Below are 21,291 nucleotides of genomic sequence, written 5' to 3'. Positions count from 1 at the left end.
CGATCACGGCGGCCGGATACCCTCTGACCCCCAGCAGCCGCGCTCATTGAGCGCGGCTTACTTCGGCGGTTACCGTGAGCCCACCTTGAGCTTGGTCGACCAGATGCGGCCGCGCCGGACGCCGTATCGCTCGGACCAGAACTGCTCGCCGTTCATGATGATGGTCAGGCCGTGGTGCCAGCGCAGCTGGACCTCACCCAGTCCGAGCTGGCCGGTCAGTCGACGTGCGAGCCCAGCCAGGGGGTCCTCCGATGGGTGCTGCTGGAGGCGATCCAGCCAGGCGGCAGGGCCGGGGCAGGTCAGGATCGGGAGGCGGCCGAATCCGTCCCAATCGACGTGGGTGTAGTCGGCGGCCTGAGCGATCCACTTGGTGTAGCCCTTGATCCCGGAGTCCCGCCCCGGGAGTTTGAACTCCAGTCCGAAGGTGACATCGTCGTCTTTCCAAGCGGTGGAGTCATGGCCCTGGATCACCGCGTCGATGCGCGCCTGTCGTCCTGAACAGTCAGTTCCCCGGCGTTCTCGGTGGATCATGAAGGTCCCGCTGAGCCGGTTGAGGACCGCGTCCGCGAGCGCGGTTTCGGAGGGGAAGCCGGTGAGGTCGAGTTCGTAGGGGATGTCACCGCGGGGAACAGCCGGGGTCCTTGGGTCCGGCTCGCCGGCGAGGGGATCGAAGTTTGCGCCGGATCCGACGCCGCGGGTGCTGTCGTGGGAGGTCAGCGACGCCGGGCAGCACTACACGCTGACCCTCACCACGGGCGTACTTGGACAGGCTGTACTCGTCGTAGAGCCGGATCACAGCCCTCGCGATGCCCTTCTTCATGCCCTTCGGGATGGACTTGCCGTACCGACTGGTCCAGTAGGCGACCAGCTCGCCCGGCTCGTCGGCGCGCTGGAGCACCGCGTCGACCACCGTGGTGACGAGTTGGTCCGGGTCCTGCATACCACGGCGCGCGGCGGTGAACTCGGCCGCGGCGACAAGCGGCGCGGTACGCAGGTTTCCCTCGACGCGCAGCCAGCGCAGGAAGTCGATCAGCCAGGCCGGATCGTTCACGGCCAGGTCACGGACGAGGACGCAGAACCGGTCGACGCGGTGGCCGGCATGACCTGGGAGGCCGTCGCGGGCTGGCTGCATGGTCCGATGGATGCCGCCGCCTGGTCGGCCGTCATCCCGGTCCTGGGGTACGGGGCGCTGCTGAAGGACCTGCGGAACTTCGACGACTCCGGCGTGCCGGACGACGTCGCCGACCGGGTAGCGCGCGGCTGGCCGACCCGGCGCGGGTCGCGAAGTCGCGGTTGTTTCCGTTCAACTTCTACGGTGCCCACAAGGCCGTCGGTTCGCTGCGCTGGGGCGCCGCGCTGGAGAAGGCGTTGCAGGCTTCACTGGGGAACGTGCCGGCGCTGCCCGGGCGCACCCTCGTGGTGATCGACCAGTCGCCATCCATGTTCCCAGGCCACGGGTACTTCGACGAAGCAGGAGCGAGAGTACATTACCAACGCCGATCTGGCCGCGCTGTTCGGTTCGGCGGTCGCGCTGCGCGCTGACGACGCCATGCTGGCCGGGTACGGCGGTGCGTCGTACCGGGTGGACTTCCGCCGTGGTGACGCGCTGCTGAAGGTGATGGAGCGGTTCCGCATCGAGAACTACACCGACACGCTCGGCGCGGTCGCCGCGCACTTCGACCGTCACGACCGGGTGCTGATCGTCACCGATGAGCAGCACAACACCGGCCGCTACCGCACGATCGACCAGATCGTGCCGAAGGACGTCCCGGTCTACACCTGGAACATCGGCGTTACCGGGTCGGCGCGAACGCGTCCGGAGCGGGCACTCGGCACACGGTCGCCGGCCTGACCGACCACGCGTTCCGGCTGGTGTCCCTGCTGGAGGCGGGGCGCAACGCGGCCTGGCCGCGGTTGGTCGCGTCGGCCGGGTAGGCGGCTCCACTGGATTGCCGACAGCGCGGCGTACGAAGCGAAGGGCCCGGAGGTCACCCCTCCGGGCCCTTCGTCGTTTCCGGTAACGGATTCGTGGGAGTCCCTTGACGCGCCGCCCTGCCGCTGCAATGGTTGGTATGAATCCAACGTTACTTAGCGTTGAGGCATGATCACTCCGGCGATCTCCTGCGGTTCGGGGATCGCGGCGGTGCCACCTTATCGCCGACAGGGGATGGAGTATCCACGTGAGTACAGGCCACGACGGGACCGAGGAACAACGACAGGCCCACGCCTTCCGCCACAAGCTGGTCGACAACCTCGTCGCCGACGGCACCGTCCGCACCGAAGCGGTCGAACACGCGCTGCGCACCGTACCTCGGCACGTGTTCGCCCCCGAAGCCACGCTCGCGCAGGCTTACGCCGACGAGGCCGTGGTCACAAAGCGCGACCAGCACGGGCTAGCCATCAGCTCCGTGTCCGCTCCACAGGCCATCGCGATGATGCTGGAGCTGCTCGACGTACGCCCCGGCCACCACGTCCTCGAAATCGGCTCCGGCGGCTACAACGCGGCCCTGCTGCGCAAGCTGGTCGGCGACAACGGCCACGTGACCACCCTCGACATCGACCAGTACGTGGTCGACCGTGCGAGCCAGTTCCTCACCACCGCCGGCTACCCGGACGTCCGGGTGCTGTGTGCCGACGGAGAGTACGGGGCACCCGACGGCGCTCCGTACGACCGGATCATCGTCACCGTGGGCGCGGCCGACATCCCGCCGACCTGGATCCACCAGCTCGCCCCGGACGGGCGGATCGTCGTGCCGCTGCGGCTGCGCAACCTGACCCGTGCCATCGCCTTCGACCGCAGAGGTGACCACCTCGCCAGCGACGGATACGGGCCGTGCGGCTTTGTGCCCATGCAGGGCGCCGGGGAGGACCGGGAACAGCTCGTGCTGCTCGCCGGCCGGGAGGTCGGCTTGCGCCTCGACGGCGGCATGCAGGTCGACGCGGAAGCCCTGCGGACGGCGCTGACCCAGACCGGCACGGACCTGTGGACCGGCGTAACCGTGGGCCAGCAGGAGCCGCTCGACGACCTGGAGCTTCGACTGTCCACCGCCCTGCCCGGCTTCTGCCAGCTCGCCGCGCAGAAGTCGGCCTTCGACAGCGGTCTCGTGAACGCGCCCTGGCGCGCGGCCAGCCCGGCCGTTGTCGTCGGTGACAGCTTCGCCTACCGGATGCGACCCCGCCCGGTGGACGAGGACCACACCAGCTACGAGTTCGGCGTACGCGGCCACGGCCCGCGCGGTGCCGAGCTGGCCGAGCAGCTCGCCGAACAGATCCGCACCTGGAACGAGTGCCAGCGCGGCGGACCGGGCGCATGGATCACCGCCTACCCGGCCGACACCCCCGACTCCCACCTGCCCGAGGGGTTCGTCATCGACAAGCCCCATACCCGGGTCACGATCTCCTGGCCCTGATGGCGAAGGCGCCCGTCATCAGCGCCGGACCTGAAACATCCAACCCTTTACCGAGGAGGTTCCTCCATGTCCAACGACGTCCAGATCGTCGAACCGCCGGACCTCAACCTCGATCCCGAGGTCATTTCCAACGCCCCTGTCGTGCCGGAGCTGATGCGCGCCACCGACGACGGGTGCGGCTCGACCTGCTCCAGCGCCTGCACCAGCTGTAGCTGACGACGACGGCAACCCCGGTGCCGCGCCCGCTCCTGCTGGGCGGGTACCGGGGTTGCCCGATTTCCGGGGAAGGTGCCGCTGATGTTCAAGACCCTCGACGCGGCGATGTTGCGGGCCGCCGCGCACCCGCTCGAACCACCCACGACCTGGCCCGACCTCACCCACGACGATGTCGACCAGTGGCGCGCCTGGCTGACCGAAGTCTGGTCGCAGCACGACGTCTCCGACGCCATCGCCCTCGCCAGCCCCGTCCTCGCCGACCGCGCCCAACGAGAGCTGTGCGACGGACCGCTCCTCGACACGCGGCACGTACGCCGACTGGTCGTCTCGACTATCCGCTACCTGCTACGGATGACCAGTCGCGCCACGCCATTCGGCCTCTTCGCAGGCGTCGCGCCGCTTCGCCTGGACGCCGCCAGGACCTCCGTTCGCTGGGGGACCAGTCACCGGACGGTGGCCCGGCCAGAGCCGGCGTGGATGGCCAGCCGCGTCGACCAGCTCGAATCCTTGCCCGAGGTGCAGGACCTGGTGCCGGTCGTGACCAACGACCTGGCCTTCGTCCGCGGTGACCGGCTGGTCGTGCCCTGCCAGCCGCACCCGGACGGGCCCTCGGCCGAGGTGACCGTCAAGCACTCCCCGGTCGTCGCCGACGCGATCCGGATCGCGCGGACTCCGCTGCCGCTTGGCGAACTGGCCGCCCGCGTGGCCGAGCGCTACCCCGGGTGGGAGCAGGGCATCCGCCGGCTGATCGGTGACCTGCTGACCCGCAAGGTGCTGCTCAGCGCCCTCCGGCCGCCGATGACCGCCGTCGACCCGCTCGGGTACCTGGTCGACCAGCTCGCGCAGACGGGCGTGGACAGGCACGAACGACTGGCAGCGCTCATCCCGGCGCTGCACGCGATCCGAGACGACCTCGACCAGCCGCGCGATGGACGGGCACGCGCCGCCCGTCGAATGACCCGGGTCGCCGCCGAACCGGCGGCCGTCGCCGTCGACCTGCGCGTGGACTGCGCGGCCGCACTTCCGGCGCGCGTCGCCCGCGCCGCCGAAGAGGCCGCCGCCCTGCTCGTGCGCCTCAACCCGGCTGCTCGGGGGGAAAGCGCGTGGGTGGACTACCAGGCCCGGTTCCTCGATCGGTACGGGCCCGGCGCTGTGGTCCCGGTACGCGACCTGGTCAGCGACGGCGGGCTCGGCTTCCCAGCCGGATACCTGGGCAGCCAGTACGAGCAGCGCCCGCCGGCGATGACCGGCCGAGACCGACTGCTGCTCGCGCTCGCGCAGCGGACCGCGATGCGCGACGCCGACGAGATCACCCTCGACGAGCAGCTCGTCGACGCGCTGTCCAGCGACCCGGCCACCACGCAGGTGCCGCCGCACACCGAGCTGAGCTTCCAGGTGCACGCGCCCTCGCGAGACGCGGTCGACCGGGGCGATTTCGACCTGGTGGTTGTTGCGGTTCACCGCGCCGCCGGCACCAGCACCGGCCGGTTCCTGCACCTGCTCGACCCCTCCGAGTTGGAGCAGGTCCGCCGCGCGTACGCACACTTGCCCACGGTCGACCCAGACGCGCTGGCCGTGCAGATATCCGCCCCGCCGCTGCTCCTGCGCACCGAACAGCTTGCCCGCACCCCGGCAGTGCTGCCCCGGCTGCTGTCCCTCGGTGAACACCCCACGCCCGGGACGGAGCGGATCACGCTCGACGACCTGGCCGTCACCGGTGATGCCCGGCGGCTGCAACTGCTCTCCCTGTCGGCTGGCCGGCCGGTCGAGGTCACCGCACTGCACTCGGTGGAGTTCAGCAACGCGACGCAGCCACTGGTGCGGTTCCTGTGCGAGCTGAGTCGGGCGCGCACCGCAGCGTGTCGACCGTTCGTCTGGGCGGCGGCGAGCAAGCTGCCGTTCCTGCCGCGCATCCGCCATGGGCGGCTGGTGCTCTCCTCGGCGCGGTGGAACCTGACCCCTGCCGACGTCGCCCCGGCGGCGGCGAGCTGGCCGCAGTGGCGAGAAGGCCTGGCCCGTTGGTCCGAGGAAGTGGGGCTTCCGGCCACCGTGTGCGTCGGCGGGGACGACCAGCGGCTGCGGCTCGACCTCGGCGAAGACGCGCACCTGCACCTGCTCCGCGCGCACCTCGAACGGCGAGGCCACGCCACCCTCCACGAGACCCCCGCCCCGGCCGCGTACGGCTGGATCGACGGGCACGCCCACGAGGTCGTCGTGCCGCTCGCGTCGACCGTCGCACTGAGCTGGCCGCCCATCCCTCGGCCCCGCGACGCCCGGGCCCGCGTCATCGACCGGGACCACGGGCACCTTCCGGGCTGCTCCACCTGGCTGCACGCGAAGCTGTACGGCCACCCCGACCGGCAGACGACCGTGCTGACCGACCGCCTCCGGGAGCTACTGGACGACTGGCCGGCACCGCCCAACGGATGGTGGTTCCTGCGCTACAGCGACCCGGAGCCGCACCTGCGGCTGCGCATCCGTCTGCCCGACCCGGACGGGTACGGTCCGGCCGCCGCCCGGGTCGGCCGGTGGGCCGCAGAGCTGCGCCGCGTCGGGCTGATCAGCCACCTCACCCTCGACAGCTACCAGCCCGAGACCGGCCGGTACGGCACCGGCCCGGCCATGGCCGCCGCCGAGATGGTCTTCGCCGCTGACTCCGCCGCTGCCGTCGCCCAGCTCACCGCCGACCGCATGGACACTGTCACGCCCGAGGCGATCGCCGCGGCGAGCATGACGGCGATCGTCACCGGCCTGACCGGCAGCGTCGCCGACGGGATGCGCTGGCTCGTCGACAACGTCCCCGCGCACTCGCCCACCCCGCTGCCCCGCGACGCGCAGCGCGACGCCGTGCGCCTCGCCGACCCGGCCGACGACTGGGCTGCGCTGTTGAGCGTCGGCGGCGGCCGCGCGGTCAGGGAGGCGTGGTCGGAGCGCCGGAAGACACTCGTCGCCTACCGGCAGCAGCTCGCCCAGGGCGAAACCGACCCGCACGCCGTGCTGGCGTCCCTGCTGCACCTGCACCACATCCGAATGGCCGGCATCAACCGGGACGCCGAGCAGACCGTGCACCGCCTCGCCCGCGCAGCCGCCCTTGCTTGGACGGTCCGGACCGGAAGGACCCTGCGATGACCACTGACATCAGCACCCTGCCTGGCAGCACGCTCACCGCGCTGATCGAGCCGCTGACCATCCCGCCCACCGACGAGCCGATGCCCGGCTGGCATCAGTCCCTCGGCAAGGGCGCCGCCGGGGTCGCCCTGCTGCACGCCGAACGCGCCCACGCTGGCCTCGGCGACTGGGTGACCGTCCACACCTGGCTGACCACCGTCATCAGCGCCGGCCTGTCGTCCGGGCCCGACGCTGGCCTGTTCTTCGGCGCGCCGGCCGCCGCGTACGCCATCCACACCGCTGCCGCCGGCGAGCCGGGCCGCTACAGGCGGGCCCTGGACACCATTGACGACGCCGTCGCCACGATGACCGTCGACCGGCTCGACCAGGCCCACGCCCGCATCGACCGAGGCGACCTGCCAGCCACCACCGAGTTCGACCTCATCACCGGCCTGACCGGCATCGGCGCGTTGCTCCTGCGCCGGGACCCGGGCGGCCGGCTACTGAGGGAGGTCCTGACGTACCTGGTGCGGCTGACGGAGCCGCTGCCTTACCGCGGCGCAACACTGCCCGGCTGGTGGACGTACCGGAGCCCGCGCAACCGAGTGACGCCCGACTTCGCGCAGGGGCACGGCAACCTCGGCATGGCCCACGGCATCACCGGCCCGCTCGCCCTGTTCGCCCTCGCCGCCCGCGCCGGTGCGCTCGTCGACGGCCAAGCCGCCGCGATCCGCCGGATCTGCACCTTCCTCACCGACTGGCGTCAGCCGCACGACGAGACGCCGTGGTGGCCGCAGTGGCTCACCGTCGACACTTCCGGGCGGCTGCGACCCGGCCAGCAGACACCCGGCCGGCCGTCCTGGTGCTACGGCACCCCCGGGATCGCCAGGGCGCTGCAACTGGCCGGGATCACGCTGCACGACGCCGCGTTGCTCGACACCGCCGAGGACGCCATGACCGCGTGCCTGACCACGCCAGGCCCGCTCGGGTTGATGGTCGACAACAGCCTCTGCCACGGCTGGGCGGGTCTCCTTCAGGTCGCCGCCCGCTTCGCGGCGGAGGCCCGTACGCCCTGTGTCGCTGAGCATCTGGCCGAGCTGGTCGGCCGGCTGTTGTCCGGCAGCGGCCCGCATGGCAGCCCGCCAGGGCTGCTGGAAGGCGACGCGGGTGTCGTGCTGGCGCTGCACACCGCCGCGCACGGTGCACCCGTGTCCGGCTGGGACGCCTGCATGCTGCTCGCATGACCTGCTGGGAGGAAAGCGCGGTGGACACCGATCTGGACCTGTGGGGGCAGCTCAACGCGGAGCTCGCCGACAGCCCGGAGGCGGAGCTTGCGGTGGCGAGCACGCTGGCTCGGCAACTCGCCGAGGCCGAGCAGTACCGGGTGATCGCCGCCTGGTTCTTTGTCCGCAAGCAGGGCCACTGGCGCCTGCGCTACCAGCCTGGGCCGGACGTGCCGATGGAGGCGGCCACGTCAGCGATCACCGCCTCGCTGGCCCGCCTTCGGGCCGAGGACAGCATCCGGGACTGGGCGCAGGTCATCTACGAGCCCGAGGTGCACGCCTTCGGCGGGCCGGACGGGATGCGCGTCGCGCACCGCCTCTTCCACCACGACAGCCGAGCGGTGATGGCGTACCGCGCCGACACCGGCGGCCAGCGCGACCACCGACGTGAGCTGTCCCTGCTCCTGGCCACGGCGCTGCTGCGCGCCGCCGGGCAGGAATGGTTCGAGCAGGGCGACGTGTGGTCGCGGGTCGTGGCCTGCCGGCCGGTCGAGCAGCCGCCCGGGCCGCCTGCGGGCCTCGCCGAAGCCGTGCTCCGTTACCTGTCTGTGGACACGTCCCCGGACGGGCCGCTGCTCAACAGCGGTGCGCTGGCGTTCGCCAGCGATTGGATGACCGGATTCCGGACCGCCGGCGCCGAGCTGAATGCCCTGGCCCACTCAGGACGGCTCACCCGGGGACTCCGCGCCGTGCTCGCGTACCTGGTGCTGCCCGGATGGAACCGCGCCGGCTTGCCGTATCTCGAGCAGCACGCTTTGGCGGCGACGGCCCGGGACGTGATCCTCGCCGACTGAAGGCCAGGGATCAGCTCGCCTCGGTCTTCAACCGGTGGCCGGTGTAGCGCTGCGCCGGCCGCTGGAAGCAGGCACCGGACACCCGGGACTCCACCGTGCGGACGTGCCGGAAGCCCTGCCGGCGGTAGTAGTCGTGCAACCGGTGGTTCGTGGTCCAGGAGTCCAGCCGCAGCCACGTCAGCCCGGCCTCGTACGCTCGGCCGCCGGCCCAGTCCAGCATTTCGCCGCCCAGGTTCTCGCCGGCGTGGCGCAGCGGGATCATCATCTTCGCGGCGTACAGCGCGTCGGCTGGGTCGTCCTCCGGGTACCACAGCGCCTCGGGATCGCGGTCCGGTTTCCACAGGCTGTCGACGTCCACGTAGGCGGTCAGGGTGATCGTGGCGATCGGATCGTCGCCGTCCCAGACCATCCACGTCTGCCCGGCCGAGACGGTCGACGCCACGGCGGAGCGCGGCAGCGGGATGGACCACTGCTCTTCGCCTCGGGCGGCCAGCCAGGCGGCGCGCTCGCGTCGCCAGCTCATGATGACGTCGACGTCGCTAAGTCGGGCAGGCGTGATGATCATTGGGGCTCTTCCTCCGGCCGGAACTTCGCGATGACGGCAGCGTCGCCGTGGGTGCTGACGATCCGGTTTCGGTCGCCGGCGAACGCGTTGATGGAAACCCGGACGGGACGGTTCTCGGTGTACCCGGTGCGGATGTGGAGCAGGACAGGCGTACCGCGCTGCAAGCCGAGCAAGGCTGCTTCCTCGGGGTTCGGCATCCGGGAGATGTACTCGTCGAAGTAGCCCGTCTGAACGAAGCCCCGCTCGGCGAGCAGCCGAGTCGTGCCCTGCGGGATGTCCTTCGGCGACAACAACTCTCGGACCTCGTTGGCGAGGTCCATCGGGTAATACGTGTCCTGGACGGAGGACGGCTGCCCGTTGATGAACCGCACGCACCGGCGCAGCACCGCTGCTGATTCCGGCTCCACGTGCAGGCGCTCGGCCATGTCGCGCGGTAGCACCTCGATCGTCAGCTGGAACTCCTGTGACGCCTCGTACCCCTGCTGCTCGACCTCGGACCGCCACGCGTCCGTCTCGCTCGTTGGGCCGGCCGGCATCTCCGCGCGGTGCGCGTGGAAGGTCAGCGTCACCTTCTCGCGGACGACCATGCCGCCGCTGCGGCCGGGCACCCGCTCGACCAGTCCTTCGTTCACGAGCACGGCGGTTGCGTCGCGGACGGTGTTGCGCGAGGCGTCGTACTGCTCCTGAAGTTGAGGCTCGGTAGGGAGCCGGTCTCCCACGCGCAGCATCCCGCCGACGATCTGATGACGTAGATCGTCGGCGATCCTCTGGTACTTCGGCTGCGGCACGCTCACACCTTCCGTCATGTCGTACCAACCAATCTAGGGGATGGTCTTGACTGTGTCCCAGTCCACTGCAATGGTTGGTATGAATCCAACGTTACCGAACGTTGGATGGTGATCAACAAGGAGCAGGGATGAGCACTCCGGGCGAGATGTCTCGGGAGATGGAGACCGTCAACCGGGCGCTCGAAGAAGTCCGCATCCTCTTGACCGGCCTCGACCAGGTCGACAGGGCACGCGAGCTGCGGCGCCCGGCCAATTCGCCGCTGCGCACCCTCGTCGAACAGGCCGAGGATTCGGCCGGCCGGGTCACCCGATACCTGCGGGCCCAGCCCCGCCCATGATCCGGGTGCAGAGCCGCCCGGTCCCCAGGGACGGCTCTGCACCCAAGCCGCCGGGGAGCGCGGTCGAAGCCGGGGAGGGCCCGGCCGCGCACCCCTCGGAAGGAGGGTTACGCCCATGCGGCGCATCAAATGGTTCGTCCCGGCCAGTGACGACGACCCCTACAACGCCTTCGGCGTCGCCGACCTGCGCGCGGCCACCCTCTACAGCCGGCAGGACGGGTTCACCGCGCCGGCGGGTTCGCTCGCCGAGTCGCCCGACGAGTTGGCCCGGCGCAACCAGGCATTCTGGGAGGCCACGCAGCGCCCACTGGCTGCTGGGCGCGGGGATGGCGGTGTGCAACATCTTTCACGAACAGCAAAGGGCTGCTCCACACGCTTCTACGGCGCCGCCGGAACCACGGATGAGCGGCCGAGACGAGAGCGTGCGGCTGGCCGACCGGCTCGAATCCGCACTTCTGACGGACCTTCAGCACCAGAACGGCGGCCGCTGCCTCAACTGCACCCCGGACGGCTGCAAGCAGAACGACTGGGCACAGGCCGAGCTGGCGGCGCACTCGGAGATGCAGCGGCGCAGCGCTACCCCTCAGCTGACGACCGAGCACGAGAGAGGCGACCCCCGGTGAGCACACCCCCGGCGTTGCTAACGCGCCCGGCCAGGAGTCACCAGCCCATACGACCCGCCGTCACCGTCCGCCGCGCCATCCCCGACGACGAAGGCCCGCTGCTCTTCGCGCTCGCGGAATCGTTCCTCCAGGTGCCCCTTGTCGCGTGGCTCGTTCCCGACGAGAACGACCGGCGTCCCGTCTGCTACCGCTACTTCCGACTGGTGCTTCAACACGCGCTCAAGCACGGCACCGTGGACACCAACGCCGATCTGTCCGCCGTAGCGGTCTGGTACGGGCGCGGCGAGGTTCCGCCGGCGGTCGAACCCGACTACCAGGACGCTCTGGAGCAGGCCGCCGGCAGGGCCCTGTACCACCATCGCGCAGGGCAGGCGTTCTACATCTGCGGCTCACCGCGGTTGATCGAGGTCGCCCGGGAGCTCCTGCCCGTGGCAGGGGTCGCCCCCGACAGCCTGCACCTCGCCGCCACCTTCGAGCGCGCGCTCGATTCGGCGCCGTGGGTGTCCCGCCAACGGTCAGCACGCGCCGTGGAGTCCACGTTCGGGCTGGACACGGTGGCCGAAGGCCCCGGCCCCGACCGCACACCGAGGGATGCGCCATGAGGCTGGTGGAAGCGGCGGTACGCCCCGCAGTCGAAGAGGACTTCCCTGCGCTGTCGACGGTCATGGCGGACGCGTTGGTCGCCCGGCCCATTGGAGCCTGGCTGGTTCCGGACGTGGCCCAGCGACCGGCCCTCTTGCACCGCTATGCGCATCTCGTGCTGACGCACGGGTTCGAGCACGGCCAGGTCGACACCACCGACGACCTGGCCGCCGTGACGGTTTGGTACAGGCGGCTGAAACCAGCCCCGCCGGCTGCGACGTGGATGTACGACCTGGACCGGCTCCTCGGGCCACACGCTCCCCGGTTCGCCCTGCTGCACGCCTACGTCGACGCGGTGCTGCCCCACACACCACACCACCACCTCGCGCACGTCGTGGCCCGTCCAGGGCGGGGCGGTGCCGCGAGAGCGTTGCTGGTCAGCCACCACCAGAGGCTGGATGCGGAGGGGTTGCCGGCGTACACGGAGATCAGCAGCACCCGTCCTCGAGAGGACCTGTTCGCCTGGCTCGGTTACGAGCCACGCTCACCGATCCTGCTGGAGCCGGGCGGCCCGACGCTGTGGCGGATGTGGCGGCCCCACCCAGGCGAGCGGCTACCCGTCGGACTACCGCGCCGGGTGCGCCTGCATCGCGCCGCGACGCCGTTTTGAGGTCGGGCCGCAGCGGCGGCAGCACCTTGTTTTCCCTGACCGTCCGGTCGAGCACCACTTGTTGATCACCTGTCGGCGCTGACCTCACGGCAGTCCACCCTTGCACCCCTGATCGATGGAGGTACCCCTCATGCTGTCTGCTCTCACCCGATCCCTCTCCACCTTCCCACCAAGGCGGCTGAGCACCGGGCGGTGGTCGGCCCGGTTGCCCACCGCGCCTAGCGCCGCCGCAGGCGTGGGAGACGTGGCGCCGACGGAGTACGCGTGGGGGTACGCGGTTCGACGGCAGTGGCCGGACGGCGCTCACGACCTGTTCGGGTTCACACCTCGGGCCGACCTCGCGCAGCGGCGGCTCGACCGGGACCGGGACTACTGGCGTAGCGGGCCGATCAGGCCCACAGCGGTGTACCTCGTGGCCGCCAACGCCGCCGACGTGAACCGTCATCCGGTGAACGGCTGCCGCCACTCTGGCTGCCCGGACTCCACCCAGCGGGGGCAGCGGTGAAGTCGAGACACATGCAGGTGGCCCTCGCACGGCGGACGCTGACTCCGTTCGGGTTGTGGGTGTTCGGCGCGGCGGCGTCGGCGCCCATGGTGGTGCTCGCCGGAGGCATCGTGGCCACCTACGCGACCACGAGGGCGACGGCCCTGCCGCTGACCTTCGTGCTGGTGGCGGGCACGGTCGCGGTGCTTGCGGTCGGGTACACCGCGATGGCCCGCCAGCTCGGCCACCCGGCGGCCTACTACGGCATCCTCGCCCACGGTCTCGGCCGTGGCTGGGGTGTCGCCGCCGGCCTGGTCGCCCTCGTGGCGTACAACGCCATCCAGACCAGCCTGTTCGGGCTGTTCGGGGCGACGATGACCGCGCAGTTGGGCGGCGCGTGGTGGGTGTGGGCGGGCATCGCCCTGGCCGTGGTCGGGGTGTTAGGGGTGCGGGCCATCGTGCTGTCCACCCGGGTGCTGGCCGCCGTCCTGACGGTGTCGCTGCTGATCGTCGCGGCCTTCGTGCTGGCCGGTGCCGGACAGCCTGCGGCCGGTGGGCTGTCCTGGGAGGGCTTCGACGCCTCGGGACTGGCGGTCAGTGGCATAGGAGGTGCGGTCGCGTTCTGCGTGGCCGCGTTCATGGGAGTTGACGCCCCGGGGTCGTTCGTCGAAGAGGCCATCGACCGCCGGTCAGTTGGCCGGGCCACCATCGGGGGAGTGGTCGTCCTGGGCGGGGTCTATGCGCTCGCCGCGTGGGCGATGGGCGTGGCGGTCGGCCCCGGCTCCGTTGCCGAGGCGGCCGCCGACCCTGCAGCCGGGCTGCCGTTCGCGGTGTTGGAGCGCCTCGGCGGCTGGTGGGTACCCCTCGCGGAGCTGGTCCTGATCTTCGCAATCGTCACCTCAATGCTGGCCTTCCACAGCGTTGCCGCCCGGTACGTGTTCGCGATGGCCCGCGAAGGTGTCCTGCCCGCCGGCCTGGCGCAGACCGGCAGCGCAATGAGGGTCAGCGCGCCGCGCGGCGGGTCGCTGACGCAGACCGGCACTGCGACCGTGGTGGTGGGCGCGTTCGCGCTGGCCGGCGCTGACCCGATCGCGGTGATGTTCACCTGGCTGTCGACGCTGGGAGCGATGGGCCTGCTATGCCTGCTGCTGGCCGCCTCGGTGGCCGCGATGACGGCCCCGGCCAGCGTGCGCGGCCCGCAGGCCGGTGCGTGGGAGTGGCGACTCGCCCCCGCCTTGGGCGTGCTCGGCGGCTCGGTGGTGCTGGCCCTGATGGTGGGCAACGTCGGTTCCCTGCTCGGTACCACCCCCGGGTCGATGTATCCGTTCTTCCTGCCCGCGATCCTCGCCGCCACTGCCGTCGTGGGCGGGGTGTGGGCCGGACACCTACGGCATACCCGGCCGGAGGTCTACGCCGCCATCGGCCGTGGCAGCCCGAAGACACACGCCGTCCCCGACGCCATCAACATCTCGATTTGAAGGGCGCGACGATGATGACCCACGCTGCAGTACCGCCTCCTGGCAGGCATTACGACCTCGATCCCGTCAACTCGGGCTGGCGGCCGGATCTCGCATCGACGGCACCGCCCGCCGCTCCGCCGGGGTCTGCGGCCCCCGTGCCGCCGCCGGGTTACCGAGGGGCTCGTGTGCCTCCCGTCTACCCGCGACCGCCTGAGGCCAAGGTCCCACCGCCACCGCTTCGGCCCGCGCCCTCGTCGGCGTTCGAGCAGGTGCCGGTCGGTGATGGGATGCCGCCGGAGGTCCACCGCTGGGCTGACCTTCGCAAGCAGGTCGCGTACCGGTGCAAGCGGATCAACACCGGCCACATGGTGGAGGCGGATCAGCGCTTCGGGCAACGCCACGCGATCGGCCCGCACGGGGTGGTGTTGTTCTTCGTCTCTGACGTCCCCGCCGAGCCGTACGGCTACCAGCTGCATACCGCCTACCGGCTGTGGCTGGCCTCCCCAGAAGCCGACGACCTTCCTCGGCTGCTCGCCGACCTCGCCGAGGTGGCCAGCGAGAACATCGCGCGCGCGGCCTCCATGCGGCGCCGCTGGCATCCCCTTGGGCCGGACGGCTCGATGGTCAACGGCGGGGACATGAGCCTGCCAAATGGGTCCACCTACGTCGGCGTCGGCGTCAGCACCCTCGACTCCGACCAGGGCCGCTGGTACCAGCTCGCCCACACGCTGCGAGACCTGCCGACCACCGGTCGCCGCCGGTCCGTCTTCGACCTCAAAGGCCAGTGCTACGTGCTGCTGACCGACGGCACTGCGATGCACATCGACCGGGACCCGCACGCACGCCTCGGCGTGGATGGCATCCGCTGCAACCGGACCCTCGACCCGGACCGGGTCACCTACTTCAACCGGCACGAGAACCTGACCGAGGACTGCGACGATGCCACCCGGCACGTATGGCGGCAGCTGGGCGCGCTGAACCACACCCTCACCACCCATCTGCACTCCGGGCGGCCGGTGTGACCCACACCCTGAACCTTGCCGACGCCGTGGACCTCGGCCGTGCCCCGATCGACGTCGCAGCTGCCCTCGACCACCTCGTCCGCGAGGCCGACGCCGCCGCGGCCACGAGCATCGGGTTTCCCGGCGCCGTGGACCTCGACCACAGCGAAGTCCTGGCGCGCCTCGGCAACCGCCTGTGGAACAACATCGGCGACCCGGCCGACACGGGTGGAACCGCACACACACGAGTGCTGGAGCGGGCCGTCATCACCTGGCTCGCCGACATCCTCGCCATGCCAGCCGACGACCGGTGGGGCTACGTGACCACCGGTGGCACGGAGGGCAACCTGTCCGCCCTCCACGCCGCCTACCGACGCCACCCCACAGCCCGGATCTACCACTCGAGCGCCGCGCACTACTCGATTCCCAAGACCGTCGGACTGCTCGGCGCGCGGGGAGTCGTCATCGACGCCCGCACCGACGGGGAGATGGACTACGCGCATCTAGCCGCGCAGCTCCGCACCCGGCGCCGCTGGCCCGCCATCGTCGTGGCCACCGCCGGCACCACCATGACCGAGGCGGTCGATGACACCGCCCTCATCCGCGCCGTCCTGGACGAGCACACCGGTGGCGGACACCTGCACGTCGACGCAGCCCTGTCCGGCATCCCCCTCGCCCTCGACGGGCGGCTGCGCCTCGACGACGCCAGCGGCATCGGCAGCATCGCCATCAGCGGCCACAAATTCCTCGGCGTGCCGACACCATGCGGAGTCGTCCTCATCCGCGACCACCTGCGCACCCACCACCGCCACGTCGCCTACACCGCCACCGCCGACACCACGATCACCGGCTCGCGGTGCGGCCTGGCCGCCGCGCTGCTGTGGCACGCCATCGCCACCCACGGCCGGGAAGGACACCGCTGGCGGGTCACCCACGCCCGCCGACTCGCGGCCTACACCGTCGAGCAGCTCACCGCCGTCGGCTGGCCCGCCTGGCGACACCCGCACGCCTTCACCGTCGTCCTGCCCACCCCACCCGAGCAGGTACGCAAGAAGTGGCTGCTCGCCACCGACGGCGACACCAGCCACCTCATCTGCATGCCCGGCATCACCCACGGCCAAATCGGCGCCTTCGTCGCCGACCTCACCGCCGCCGCACCGCCACGATCGATCCCACGGCCCCAGCCCGCGACCGCAGCACCGGTCAGCACCTCAGCGCGCTGACGATCCTGCCCTGAGCTCCCCCTACCGACCAACGGAGACAATCACCATGAGCACCGGCTACGTCTTCCACCCCGAATACCTCTGGCACGACACCGGCACCAGCGCCGGCCTGCTGCCCGCCCACCCGACCGCCGGCATCCAACCCGCCGTGCACATCGAGAACCCCGAAGCCAAACGACGCGCCCACGAACTCATCCACGCCTCCGGGCTCCTCGCCGAGCTGGTGATCATCGAGCCCCGGCGTGCCACCGTGACGGAACTCCTGCGCGCGCACACCGGCGAGCATCTCCAGCACATCAAGGCCCAGAGCGAGCTGCGCGGGAGAGGGGACGCCGGGGACGGCTTCTCCCCGGTCGGTCACGGCAGCTACGACATCGCCCGCCTCGCAGCCGGCGGCCTGATCGAACTCGTCACCGCCGTCGCCCAGGGCGACATCACCAACGGATACGCGCTGACCCGCCCGCCCGGACACCACGCCACCGCCGACTCCGGGATGGGCTTCTGCCTGTTCAACTCCATCGCCATCGCGGCACGCCACGCACAGGCCGAACTCGGCCTTGCGCGGATCGCGGTCGTAGATTGGGATGCCCACCACGGCAACGGCACTCAGTCAATCTTCTACACCGACCCGACCGTACTCACCATCTCCCTGCACCAAGCCGGCTGCTTCCCACCCGACTCCGGCTGGACCCACGAGAACGGCGCTGACGACGGCACCGGTTACGCCCTCAACGTGCCACTACCGCCCGGCAGCGGCCACGCCGCCTACCTCCACGCCATGACCGAGGTCGTCCTGCCCGCACTGGACCGCTTCGCACCGAACCTGATCCTGCTCGCGAACGGCTTCGACGCGGGCGTGTTCGACCCCATGGCGAGACAGATGCTCACCTCCGCCTCGTACCGCGACATGACCAAGCTGCTCGTCGACGCGGCCAACCGGCTCTGCCACGGGCGGCTCGTCGGCGCTCACGAAGGCGGATACAGCCCCTTCTACACCCCCTACTGCGTCCTCGCGTTCCTCGAACAACTCGCCGGCACCACCACCCACGTCACCGACCCACTCGCCGCCGTCGTCGCCGGATACGCCGCCGAGCCGCTCACGCCCCAGCAGCAGGAAGCGATCAACGAGGCCGCCCAACTTGTGGCTGGGATCCGCACCGCCGCCTCTCCGGCCACTCGCTGACTGGAACGCCTTGTCTAACCGGCGTTGCTGCCCGAGCCGTATCCACATCGACACCGGACGACGGAGATGGTGCGGAGCGATTACCGCCCACCTGGCCCAACTTGTCGGCACCTATGGCGCGGTCAGCGGGGTCAACCAAGGACACCAGCTACCTCAACCGACGCCCGTCATCGACGCCCTTAAGAAGCTGATGGTGGGGTAGTGCGCATGTCCCGCTCACCGTGTCCGAACCTTGAGCGGCCCAGGTGATGACCTGCTTCTGCGGCGGGTCCTCGCCTGCCTCGGGCGGACGTCGCTGACCTACTCGACCCGATGCCGTGCTCGACCTGATCGCCCATTGAGTTTTCGTGGACATTTCAGTGATCAGGAGTTACTGCGGGCACGTTCGGTCGGCGGTGCACGGCGTCGCGTTCGCGGACTAGTAAGCCGGACCATCATCCGGCGGCTCGCCGTGCCGCATGGGCGGAGTTCGGCGGTGTCGCCGAACTGCCCCCGTTAGGCGCTGGGATCAGTTGATCTAGGAACCTCTGGCGATGGTGGGTTGAGCTTGGGGTTCCGAACTAAGAAATCGGACAATGCGGCAACTTCCGCCCAAGTGGAGTGTCTAGTGATGCTCGAAGTTGATGAATCTATGCTGTTGAGCAACTGCTGCGCCCGGTCTTCGGACCGGGCGAGGATCGCAACCACCGTCGTGGGTGGGCTGGCTGGTCTGGGTGGCTGGTCGCTGCGCCCGGTCTTCGGACCGGGCGAGGATCGCAACAGCGCCAGGTTGATCGTGCTGTCCCCGTCGGCGATCGCTGCGCCCGGTCTTCGGACCGGGCGAGGATCGCAACTACATCAACGGAAAGCAATTCGGCCGCACCGTTCTAGGCTGCGCCCGGTCTTCGGACCGGGCGAGGATCGCAACTTTGACAACGTCAACGCCCGGATCAGGCCGACGGGGCGCTGCGCCCGGTCTTCGGACCGGGCGAGGATCGCAACGTTGTTACGCAAAGTAGTTTCGGCCGAATCATTGACAGGCTGCGCCCGGTCTTCGGACCGGGCGAGGATCGCAACGGGGCCTCTGGCTTGGAGGAGCCATGCCCCGCGAGCGCGCTGCGCCCGGTCTTCGGACCGGGCGAGGATCGCAACAGCTCGTCGTCGTGCTGGCTGGCGATCAGCGCCAGGCTGCGCCCGGTCTTCGGACCGGGCGAGGATCGCAACCTCCTGCGCGGTCGCCGGACGCCACTGGCGCGGCGGGCTGCGCCCGGTCTTCGGACCGGGCGAGGATCGCAACCACACCCGACGCAGCCCGGTCTCGTCGGTGGCCTCGGGCTGCGCCCGGTCTTCGGACCGGGCGAGGATCGCAACCCGGGGTGACCGCGCAGGTCTTCCCCGGCCGCAGAAGCTGCGCCCGGTCTTCGGACCGGGCGAGGATCGCAACACCGGCGGCACCTGCTCGGTGGAGCTGCACACGCGGGTGCTGCGCCCGGTCTTCGGACCGGGCGAGGATCGCAACACCGACCGCAGCTTCCCGCCCGAGATCAGGTCGTAGATGCTGCGCCCGGTCTTCGGACCGGGCGAGGATCGCAACTTCGACTCCCGAGAATCCGCAGTGAGTGGCTTGGTGATCGCTGCGCCCGGTCTTCGGACCGGGCGAGGATCGCAACGACTGCTCCGACTACGGCGCCCTCGGTGTTCTTCCAGGCTGCGCCCGGTCTTCGGACCGGGCGAGGATCGCAACACCGGTCAGCCTCAGCTTGGCTCCGGCAAGCCCGGCGAGCTGCGCCCGGTCTTCGGACCGGGCGAGGATCGCAACAGTAGCCATGGAGCCCACCAAAGCAGGCGTATAACGTGCTGCGCCCGGTCTTCGGACCGGGCGAGGATCGCAACGGGTGGCAGGGGCGGCGCTGGCGGTCGCGGCGGCCGGGCTGCGCCCGGTCTTCGGACCGGGCGAGGATCGCAACACCACGGAGCAAGCCCAGTTCGTCCTGGAGTATTACGCTGCGCCCGGTCTTCGGACCGGGCGAGGATCGCAACTTCGCGGTCCCGGCGGTGAACCCGCCCGCCTTGTCGAGCTGCGCCCGGTCTTCGGACCGGGCGAGGATCGCAACGCGTGGTGGGAGCAGTACCCCGACGAGTACGACCGGATTGCTGCGCCCGGTCTTCGGACCGGGCGAGGATCGCAACCTTGCCACGTAGTTGCTGCATGGTGAGGTTGGCGGTGCGCTGCGCCCGGTCTTCGGACCGGGCGAGGATCGCAACCGTTGCTCTGTCATCTTCTGCTCCCCGCGCATGCGGGGGCTGCGCCCGGTCTTCGGACCGGGCGAGGATCGCAACACGCGCATCCGCGTCGACATCGAGCTGGGGTTTCCGCTGCGCCCGGTCTTCGGACCGGGCGAGGATCGCAACCTGTTGATGGGTCGCCGACCAGGGCGGCCGTGCGTCTGCTGCGCCCGGTCTTCGGACCGGGCGAGGATCGCAACAGGTACCCGATCGCGTCGTCGAGCGCCGCGCCCGGGTGCTGCGCCCGGTCTTCGGACCGGGCGAGGATCGCAACTCGGTGCAGACCAGCGCCATGCCGCCGGCGACGTCGGGCTGCGCCCGGTCTTCGGACCGGGCGAGGATCGCAACGATAGCCATCGCGCGCCCCTCGGTCTCGGGGTGGTCGCTGCGCCCGGTCTTCGGACCGGGCGAGGATCGCAACTGCTGCCCGTCGAGTTGGTGCACCGGGACGGCCTCGGCTGCGCCCGGTCTTCGGACCGGGCGAGGATCGCAACTCGAACGCCTCGGTCCACCGGCGCAGGTCGGGGTCCAGGCTGCGCCCGGTCTTCGGACCGGGCGAGGATCGCAACGATCTCCTGGTCGATCGCGGCGAGCACCGAGCGCCGCTGCTGCGCCCGGTCTTCGGACCGGGCGAGGATCGCAACCCTGACCCCCCGTTGACCTGGGGATTTGGGGGGGTCAGCTGCGCCCGGTCTTCGGACCGGGCGAGGATCGCAACGGGGGCATCGACCGGGTGGTCTACTTCGACGACCAGGGCTGCGCCCGGTCTTCGGACCGGGCGAGGATCGCAACGCGCGAAGGCACCGCTGCCCGGTGGGGATAGGAAATGGCTGCGCCCGGTCTTCGGACCGGGCGAGGATCGCAACGCTGATGTGAGTTGACAAGCAAACCCATCCGTGCATAAGCGCTGCGCCCGGTCTTCGGACCGGGCGAGGATCGCAACAGGCGCACCGGCATGGCCACGCCGCGGAACTCGTCGCCGGCTGCGCCCGGTCTTCGGACCGGGCGAGGATCGCAACCCAGACCTGCCGGCCGTCGGCGCGAAGCTCGATCCGGCTGCGCCCGGTCTTCGGACCGGGCGAGGATCGCAACAACTGGCTGGCCCGCAACTACCCGGACAGCCGGGAGAGCTGCGCCCGGTCTTCGGACCGGGCGAGGATCGCAACTCGGTCACGCGGGGCTCGACCGGCTTGCCGTCCTTGGCTGCGCCCGGTCTTCGGACCGGGCGAGGATCGCAACGTCGCCTTGTTCGGCGTCGGCGGACCGGCCGGACGCGGGCTGCGCCCGGTCTTCGGACG

20 protein-coding genes and 1 CRISPR repeat array are annotated in these 21,291 nt (G+C 70.6%); of the genes, 16 read left to right on the top strand and 4 right to left on the bottom strand.

Annotated elements, in window-relative coordinates; translation table 11 throughout:
* Positions 1–69: 69 nt before the first annotated feature.
* Positions 70–531 carry a hypothetical protein gene (locus tag ABZ780_RS29105; protein WP_357488090.1) on the bottom strand — a complete coding sequence of 154 codons (462 nt, stop codon included), beginning with the start codon at positions 529–531 and terminating at the stop codon, positions 70–72.
* Between the two features lie 85 nt (positions 532–616).
* Positions 617–1,132, bottom strand: coding sequence for a hypothetical protein (locus tag ABZ780_RS29100; protein ID WP_357488089.1), 516 nt, complete (start codon positions 1,130–1,132; stop codon positions 617–619).
* Between the two features lie 161 nt (positions 1,133–1,293).
* Between ABZ780_RS29100 and ABZ780_RS29095 the strand changes: the two genes are divergently transcribed.
* From ABZ780_RS29095 to ABZ780_RS29065, 7 genes are all read left to right on the top strand, one after another.
* Positions 1,294–1,542, top strand: a complete 249-nt coding sequence (locus ABZ780_RS29095; RefSeq protein WP_357488088.1) for a hypothetical protein — start codon at positions 1,294–1,296, stop codon at positions 1,540–1,542.
* A gap of 7 nt (positions 1,543–1,549) precedes the next feature.
* On the top strand, positions 1,550–1,852 hold the full coding sequence (locus ABZ780_RS29090; RefSeq protein WP_357488087.1) for a hypothetical protein: 303 nt from the start codon (positions 1,550–1,552) through the stop codon (positions 1,850–1,852).
* A 328-nt stretch (positions 1,853–2,180) separates the two neighbouring features.
* Complete coding sequence (gene fxlM / locus ABZ780_RS29085; protein ID WP_357488086.1) at positions 2,181–3,410, top strand: methyltransferase, FxLD system; 1,230 nt, start codon at positions 2,181–2,183, stop codon at positions 3,408–3,410.
* Between the two features lie 66 nt (positions 3,411–3,476).
* The gene (locus ABZ780_RS29080; RefSeq protein ID WP_357488085.1) at positions 3,477–3,626 is read left to right on the top strand and encodes an FxLD family lanthipeptide; all 150 of its coding nucleotides are present in this window, start codon (positions 3,477–3,479) and stop codon (positions 3,624–3,626) included.
* A gap of 81 nt (positions 3,627–3,707) precedes the next feature.
* Positions 3,708–6,755 (top strand): lantibiotic dehydratase, encoded by a 3,048-nt coding sequence (locus ABZ780_RS29075; RefSeq protein WP_357488084.1) that lies wholly within the window; start codon positions 3,708–3,710, stop codon positions 6,753–6,755.
* Positions 6,752–7,978 carry a lanthionine synthetase C family protein gene (locus ABZ780_RS29070; protein WP_357488083.1) on the top strand — a complete coding sequence of 409 codons (1,227 nt, stop codon included), beginning with the start codon at positions 6,752–6,754 and terminating at the stop codon, positions 7,976–7,978. Before ABZ780_RS29075 ends, ABZ780_RS29070 begins: the two co-directional genes overlap by 4 nt.
* Positions 7,975–8,811 (top strand): thiopeptide-type bacteriocin biosynthesis protein, encoded by an 837-nt coding sequence (locus ABZ780_RS29065; protein WP_357488082.1) that lies wholly within the window; start codon positions 7,975–7,977, stop codon positions 8,809–8,811. The genes ABZ780_RS29070 and ABZ780_RS29065 overlap by 4 nt, the downstream gene beginning before the upstream one ends.
* Before the next feature lie 10 nt (positions 8,812–8,821).
* Here ABZ780_RS29065 and ABZ780_RS29060 read toward each other — a convergent pair whose 3' ends face one another.
* Positions 8,822–9,376, bottom strand: coding sequence for a GCN5 family acetyltransferase (locus ABZ780_RS29060; RefSeq protein ID WP_357488081.1), 555 nt, complete (start codon positions 9,374–9,376; stop codon positions 8,822–8,824).
* Entirely contained in the window at positions 9,373–10,164 is a 792-nt protein-coding gene (locus ABZ780_RS29055) for a GntR family transcriptional regulator (RefSeq protein WP_357488080.1), read from the bottom strand. Before ABZ780_RS29055 ends, ABZ780_RS29060 begins: the two co-directional genes overlap by 4 nt.
* 128 nt (positions 10,165–10,292) lie before the next feature.
* On the opposite strand from ABZ780_RS29055, the gene ABZ780_RS29050 reads away from it, so the two are divergent.
* From ABZ780_RS29050 to ABZ780_RS29010, 9 genes are all read left to right on the top strand, one after another.
* Positions 10,293–10,502: a hypothetical protein gene (locus ABZ780_RS29050; protein ID WP_357488079.1), complete on the top strand. Its 210-nt coding sequence runs from the start codon at positions 10,293–10,295 to the stop codon at positions 10,500–10,502.
* 401 nt (positions 10,503–10,903) lie between these two features.
* On the top strand, positions 10,904–11,125 hold the full coding sequence (locus ABZ780_RS29045; RefSeq protein ID WP_357488078.1) for a hypothetical protein: 222 nt from the start codon (positions 10,904–10,906) through the stop codon (positions 11,123–11,125).
* A complete protein-coding gene (locus tag ABZ780_RS29040; protein ID WP_357488077.1) occupies positions 11,122–11,727 on the top strand; it encodes a hypothetical protein in 606 nt (201 codons plus the stop codon). The genes ABZ780_RS29045 and ABZ780_RS29040 overlap by 4 nt, the downstream gene beginning before the upstream one ends.
* Entirely contained in the window at positions 11,724–12,377 is a 654-nt protein-coding gene (locus tag ABZ780_RS29035) for an N-acetyltransferase (RefSeq protein ID WP_357488076.1), read from the top strand. The genes ABZ780_RS29040 and ABZ780_RS29035 overlap by 4 nt, the downstream gene beginning before the upstream one ends.
* Positions 12,378–12,507: 130 nt before the next feature.
* The gene (locus ABZ780_RS29030; RefSeq protein ID WP_357488075.1) at positions 12,508–12,882 is read left to right on the top strand and encodes a hypothetical protein; all 375 of its coding nucleotides are present in this window, start codon (positions 12,508–12,510) and stop codon (positions 12,880–12,882) included.
* An 11-nt stretch (positions 12,883–12,893) separates the two neighbouring features.
* Positions 12,894–14,339 carry an APC family permease gene (locus ABZ780_RS29025; protein WP_357488150.1) on the top strand — a complete coding sequence of 482 codons (1,446 nt, stop codon included), beginning with the start codon at positions 12,894–12,896 and terminating at the stop codon, positions 14,337–14,339.
* A 269-nt stretch (positions 14,340–14,608) separates the two neighbouring features.
* Positions 14,609–15,343 carry a hypothetical protein gene (locus ABZ780_RS29020; protein ID WP_357488074.1) on the top strand — a complete coding sequence of 245 codons (735 nt, stop codon included), beginning with the start codon at positions 14,609–14,611 and terminating at the stop codon, positions 15,341–15,343.
* Complete coding sequence (locus tag ABZ780_RS29015) at positions 15,340–16,545, top strand: histidine decarboxylase (protein WP_357488073.1); 1,206 nt, start codon at positions 15,340–15,342, stop codon at positions 16,543–16,545. Before ABZ780_RS29020 ends, ABZ780_RS29015 begins: the two co-directional genes overlap by 4 nt.
* A 46-nt stretch (positions 16,546–16,591) precedes the next feature.
* Positions 16,592–17,728: a class II histone deacetylase gene (locus ABZ780_RS29010; protein ID WP_357488072.1), complete on the top strand. Its 1,137-nt coding sequence runs from the start codon at positions 16,592–16,594 to the stop codon at positions 17,726–17,728.
* A gap of 647 nt (positions 17,729–18,375) precedes the next feature.
* Positions 18,376–21,232: direct repeats of the CRISPR family, unit length 37 nt; unit sequence GCTGCGCCCGGTCTTCGGACCGGGCGAGGATCGCAAC.
* Between the last annotated feature and the right edge of the window lie 59 nt (positions 21,233–21,291).

Origin of the sequence: Micromonospora sp. NPDC047467 (assembly GCF_040643095.1) — a bacterium.
Taxonomy (GTDB): Bacteria; Actinomycetota; Actinomycetes; order Mycobacteriales; family Micromonosporaceae; genus Micromonospora.
Note: the sequence above shows the minus strand (reverse complement) of the source record. Positions and strands in the feature narration are given on the sequence as shown.

Bases quoted from the DNA above. Each gene is read 5' to 3' on its own strand.
- ABZ780_RS29105 (WP_357488090.1), bottom strand. From the start codon at position 531: ATGATCCACCGAGAACGCCGGGGAACTGACTGTTCAGGACGACAGGCG.
- ABZ780_RS29100 (WP_357488089.1), bottom strand. From the start codon at position 1,132: ATGCAGCCAGCCCGCGACGGCCTCCCAGGTCATGCCGGCCACCGCGTC.
- ABZ780_RS29090 (WP_357488087.1), top strand. From the start codon at position 1,550: ATGCTGGCCGGGTACGGCGGTGCGTCGTACCGGGTGGACTTCCGCCGT.
- ABZ780_RS29080 (WP_357488085.1), top strand. From the start codon at position 3,477: ATGTCCAACGACGTCCAGATCGTCGAACCGCCGGACCTCAACCTCGAT.
- ABZ780_RS29075 (WP_357488084.1), top strand. From the start codon at position 3,708: ATGTTCAAGACCCTCGACGCGGCGATGTTGCGGGCCGCCGCGCACCCG.
- ABZ780_RS29070 (WP_357488083.1), top strand. From the start codon at position 6,752: ATGACCACTGACATCAGCACCCTGCCTGGCAGCACGCTCACCGCGCTG.
- ABZ780_RS29065 (WP_357488082.1), top strand. From the start codon at position 7,975: ATGACCTGCTGGGAGGAAAGCGCGGTGGACACCGATCTGGACCTGTGG.
- ABZ780_RS29060 (WP_357488081.1), bottom strand. From the start codon at position 9,376: ATGATCATCACGCCTGCCCGACTTAGCGACGTCGACGTCATCATGAGC.
- ABZ780_RS29050 (WP_357488079.1), top strand. From the start codon at position 10,293: ATGAGCACTCCGGGCGAGATGTCTCGGGAGATGGAGACCGTCAACCGG.
- ABZ780_RS29045 (WP_357488078.1), top strand. From the start codon at position 10,904: ATGAGCGGCCGAGACGAGAGCGTGCGGCTGGCCGACCGGCTCGAATCC.
- ABZ780_RS29035 (WP_357488076.1), top strand. From the start codon at position 11,724: ATGAGGCTGGTGGAAGCGGCGGTACGCCCCGCAGTCGAAGAGGACTTC.
- ABZ780_RS29030 (WP_357488075.1), top strand. From the start codon at position 12,508: ATGCTGTCTGCTCTCACCCGATCCCTCTCCACCTTCCCACCAAGGCGG.
- ABZ780_RS29025 (WP_357488150.1), top strand. From the start codon at position 12,894: ATGCAGGTGGCCCTCGCACGGCGGACGCTGACTCCGTTCGGGTTGTGG.
- ABZ780_RS29020 (WP_357488074.1), top strand. From the start codon at position 14,609: ATGCCGCCGGAGGTCCACCGCTGGGCTGACCTTCGCAAGCAGGTCGCG.
- ABZ780_RS29010 (WP_357488072.1), top strand. From the start codon at position 16,592: ATGAGCACCGGCTACGTCTTCCACCCCGAATACCTCTGGCACGACACC.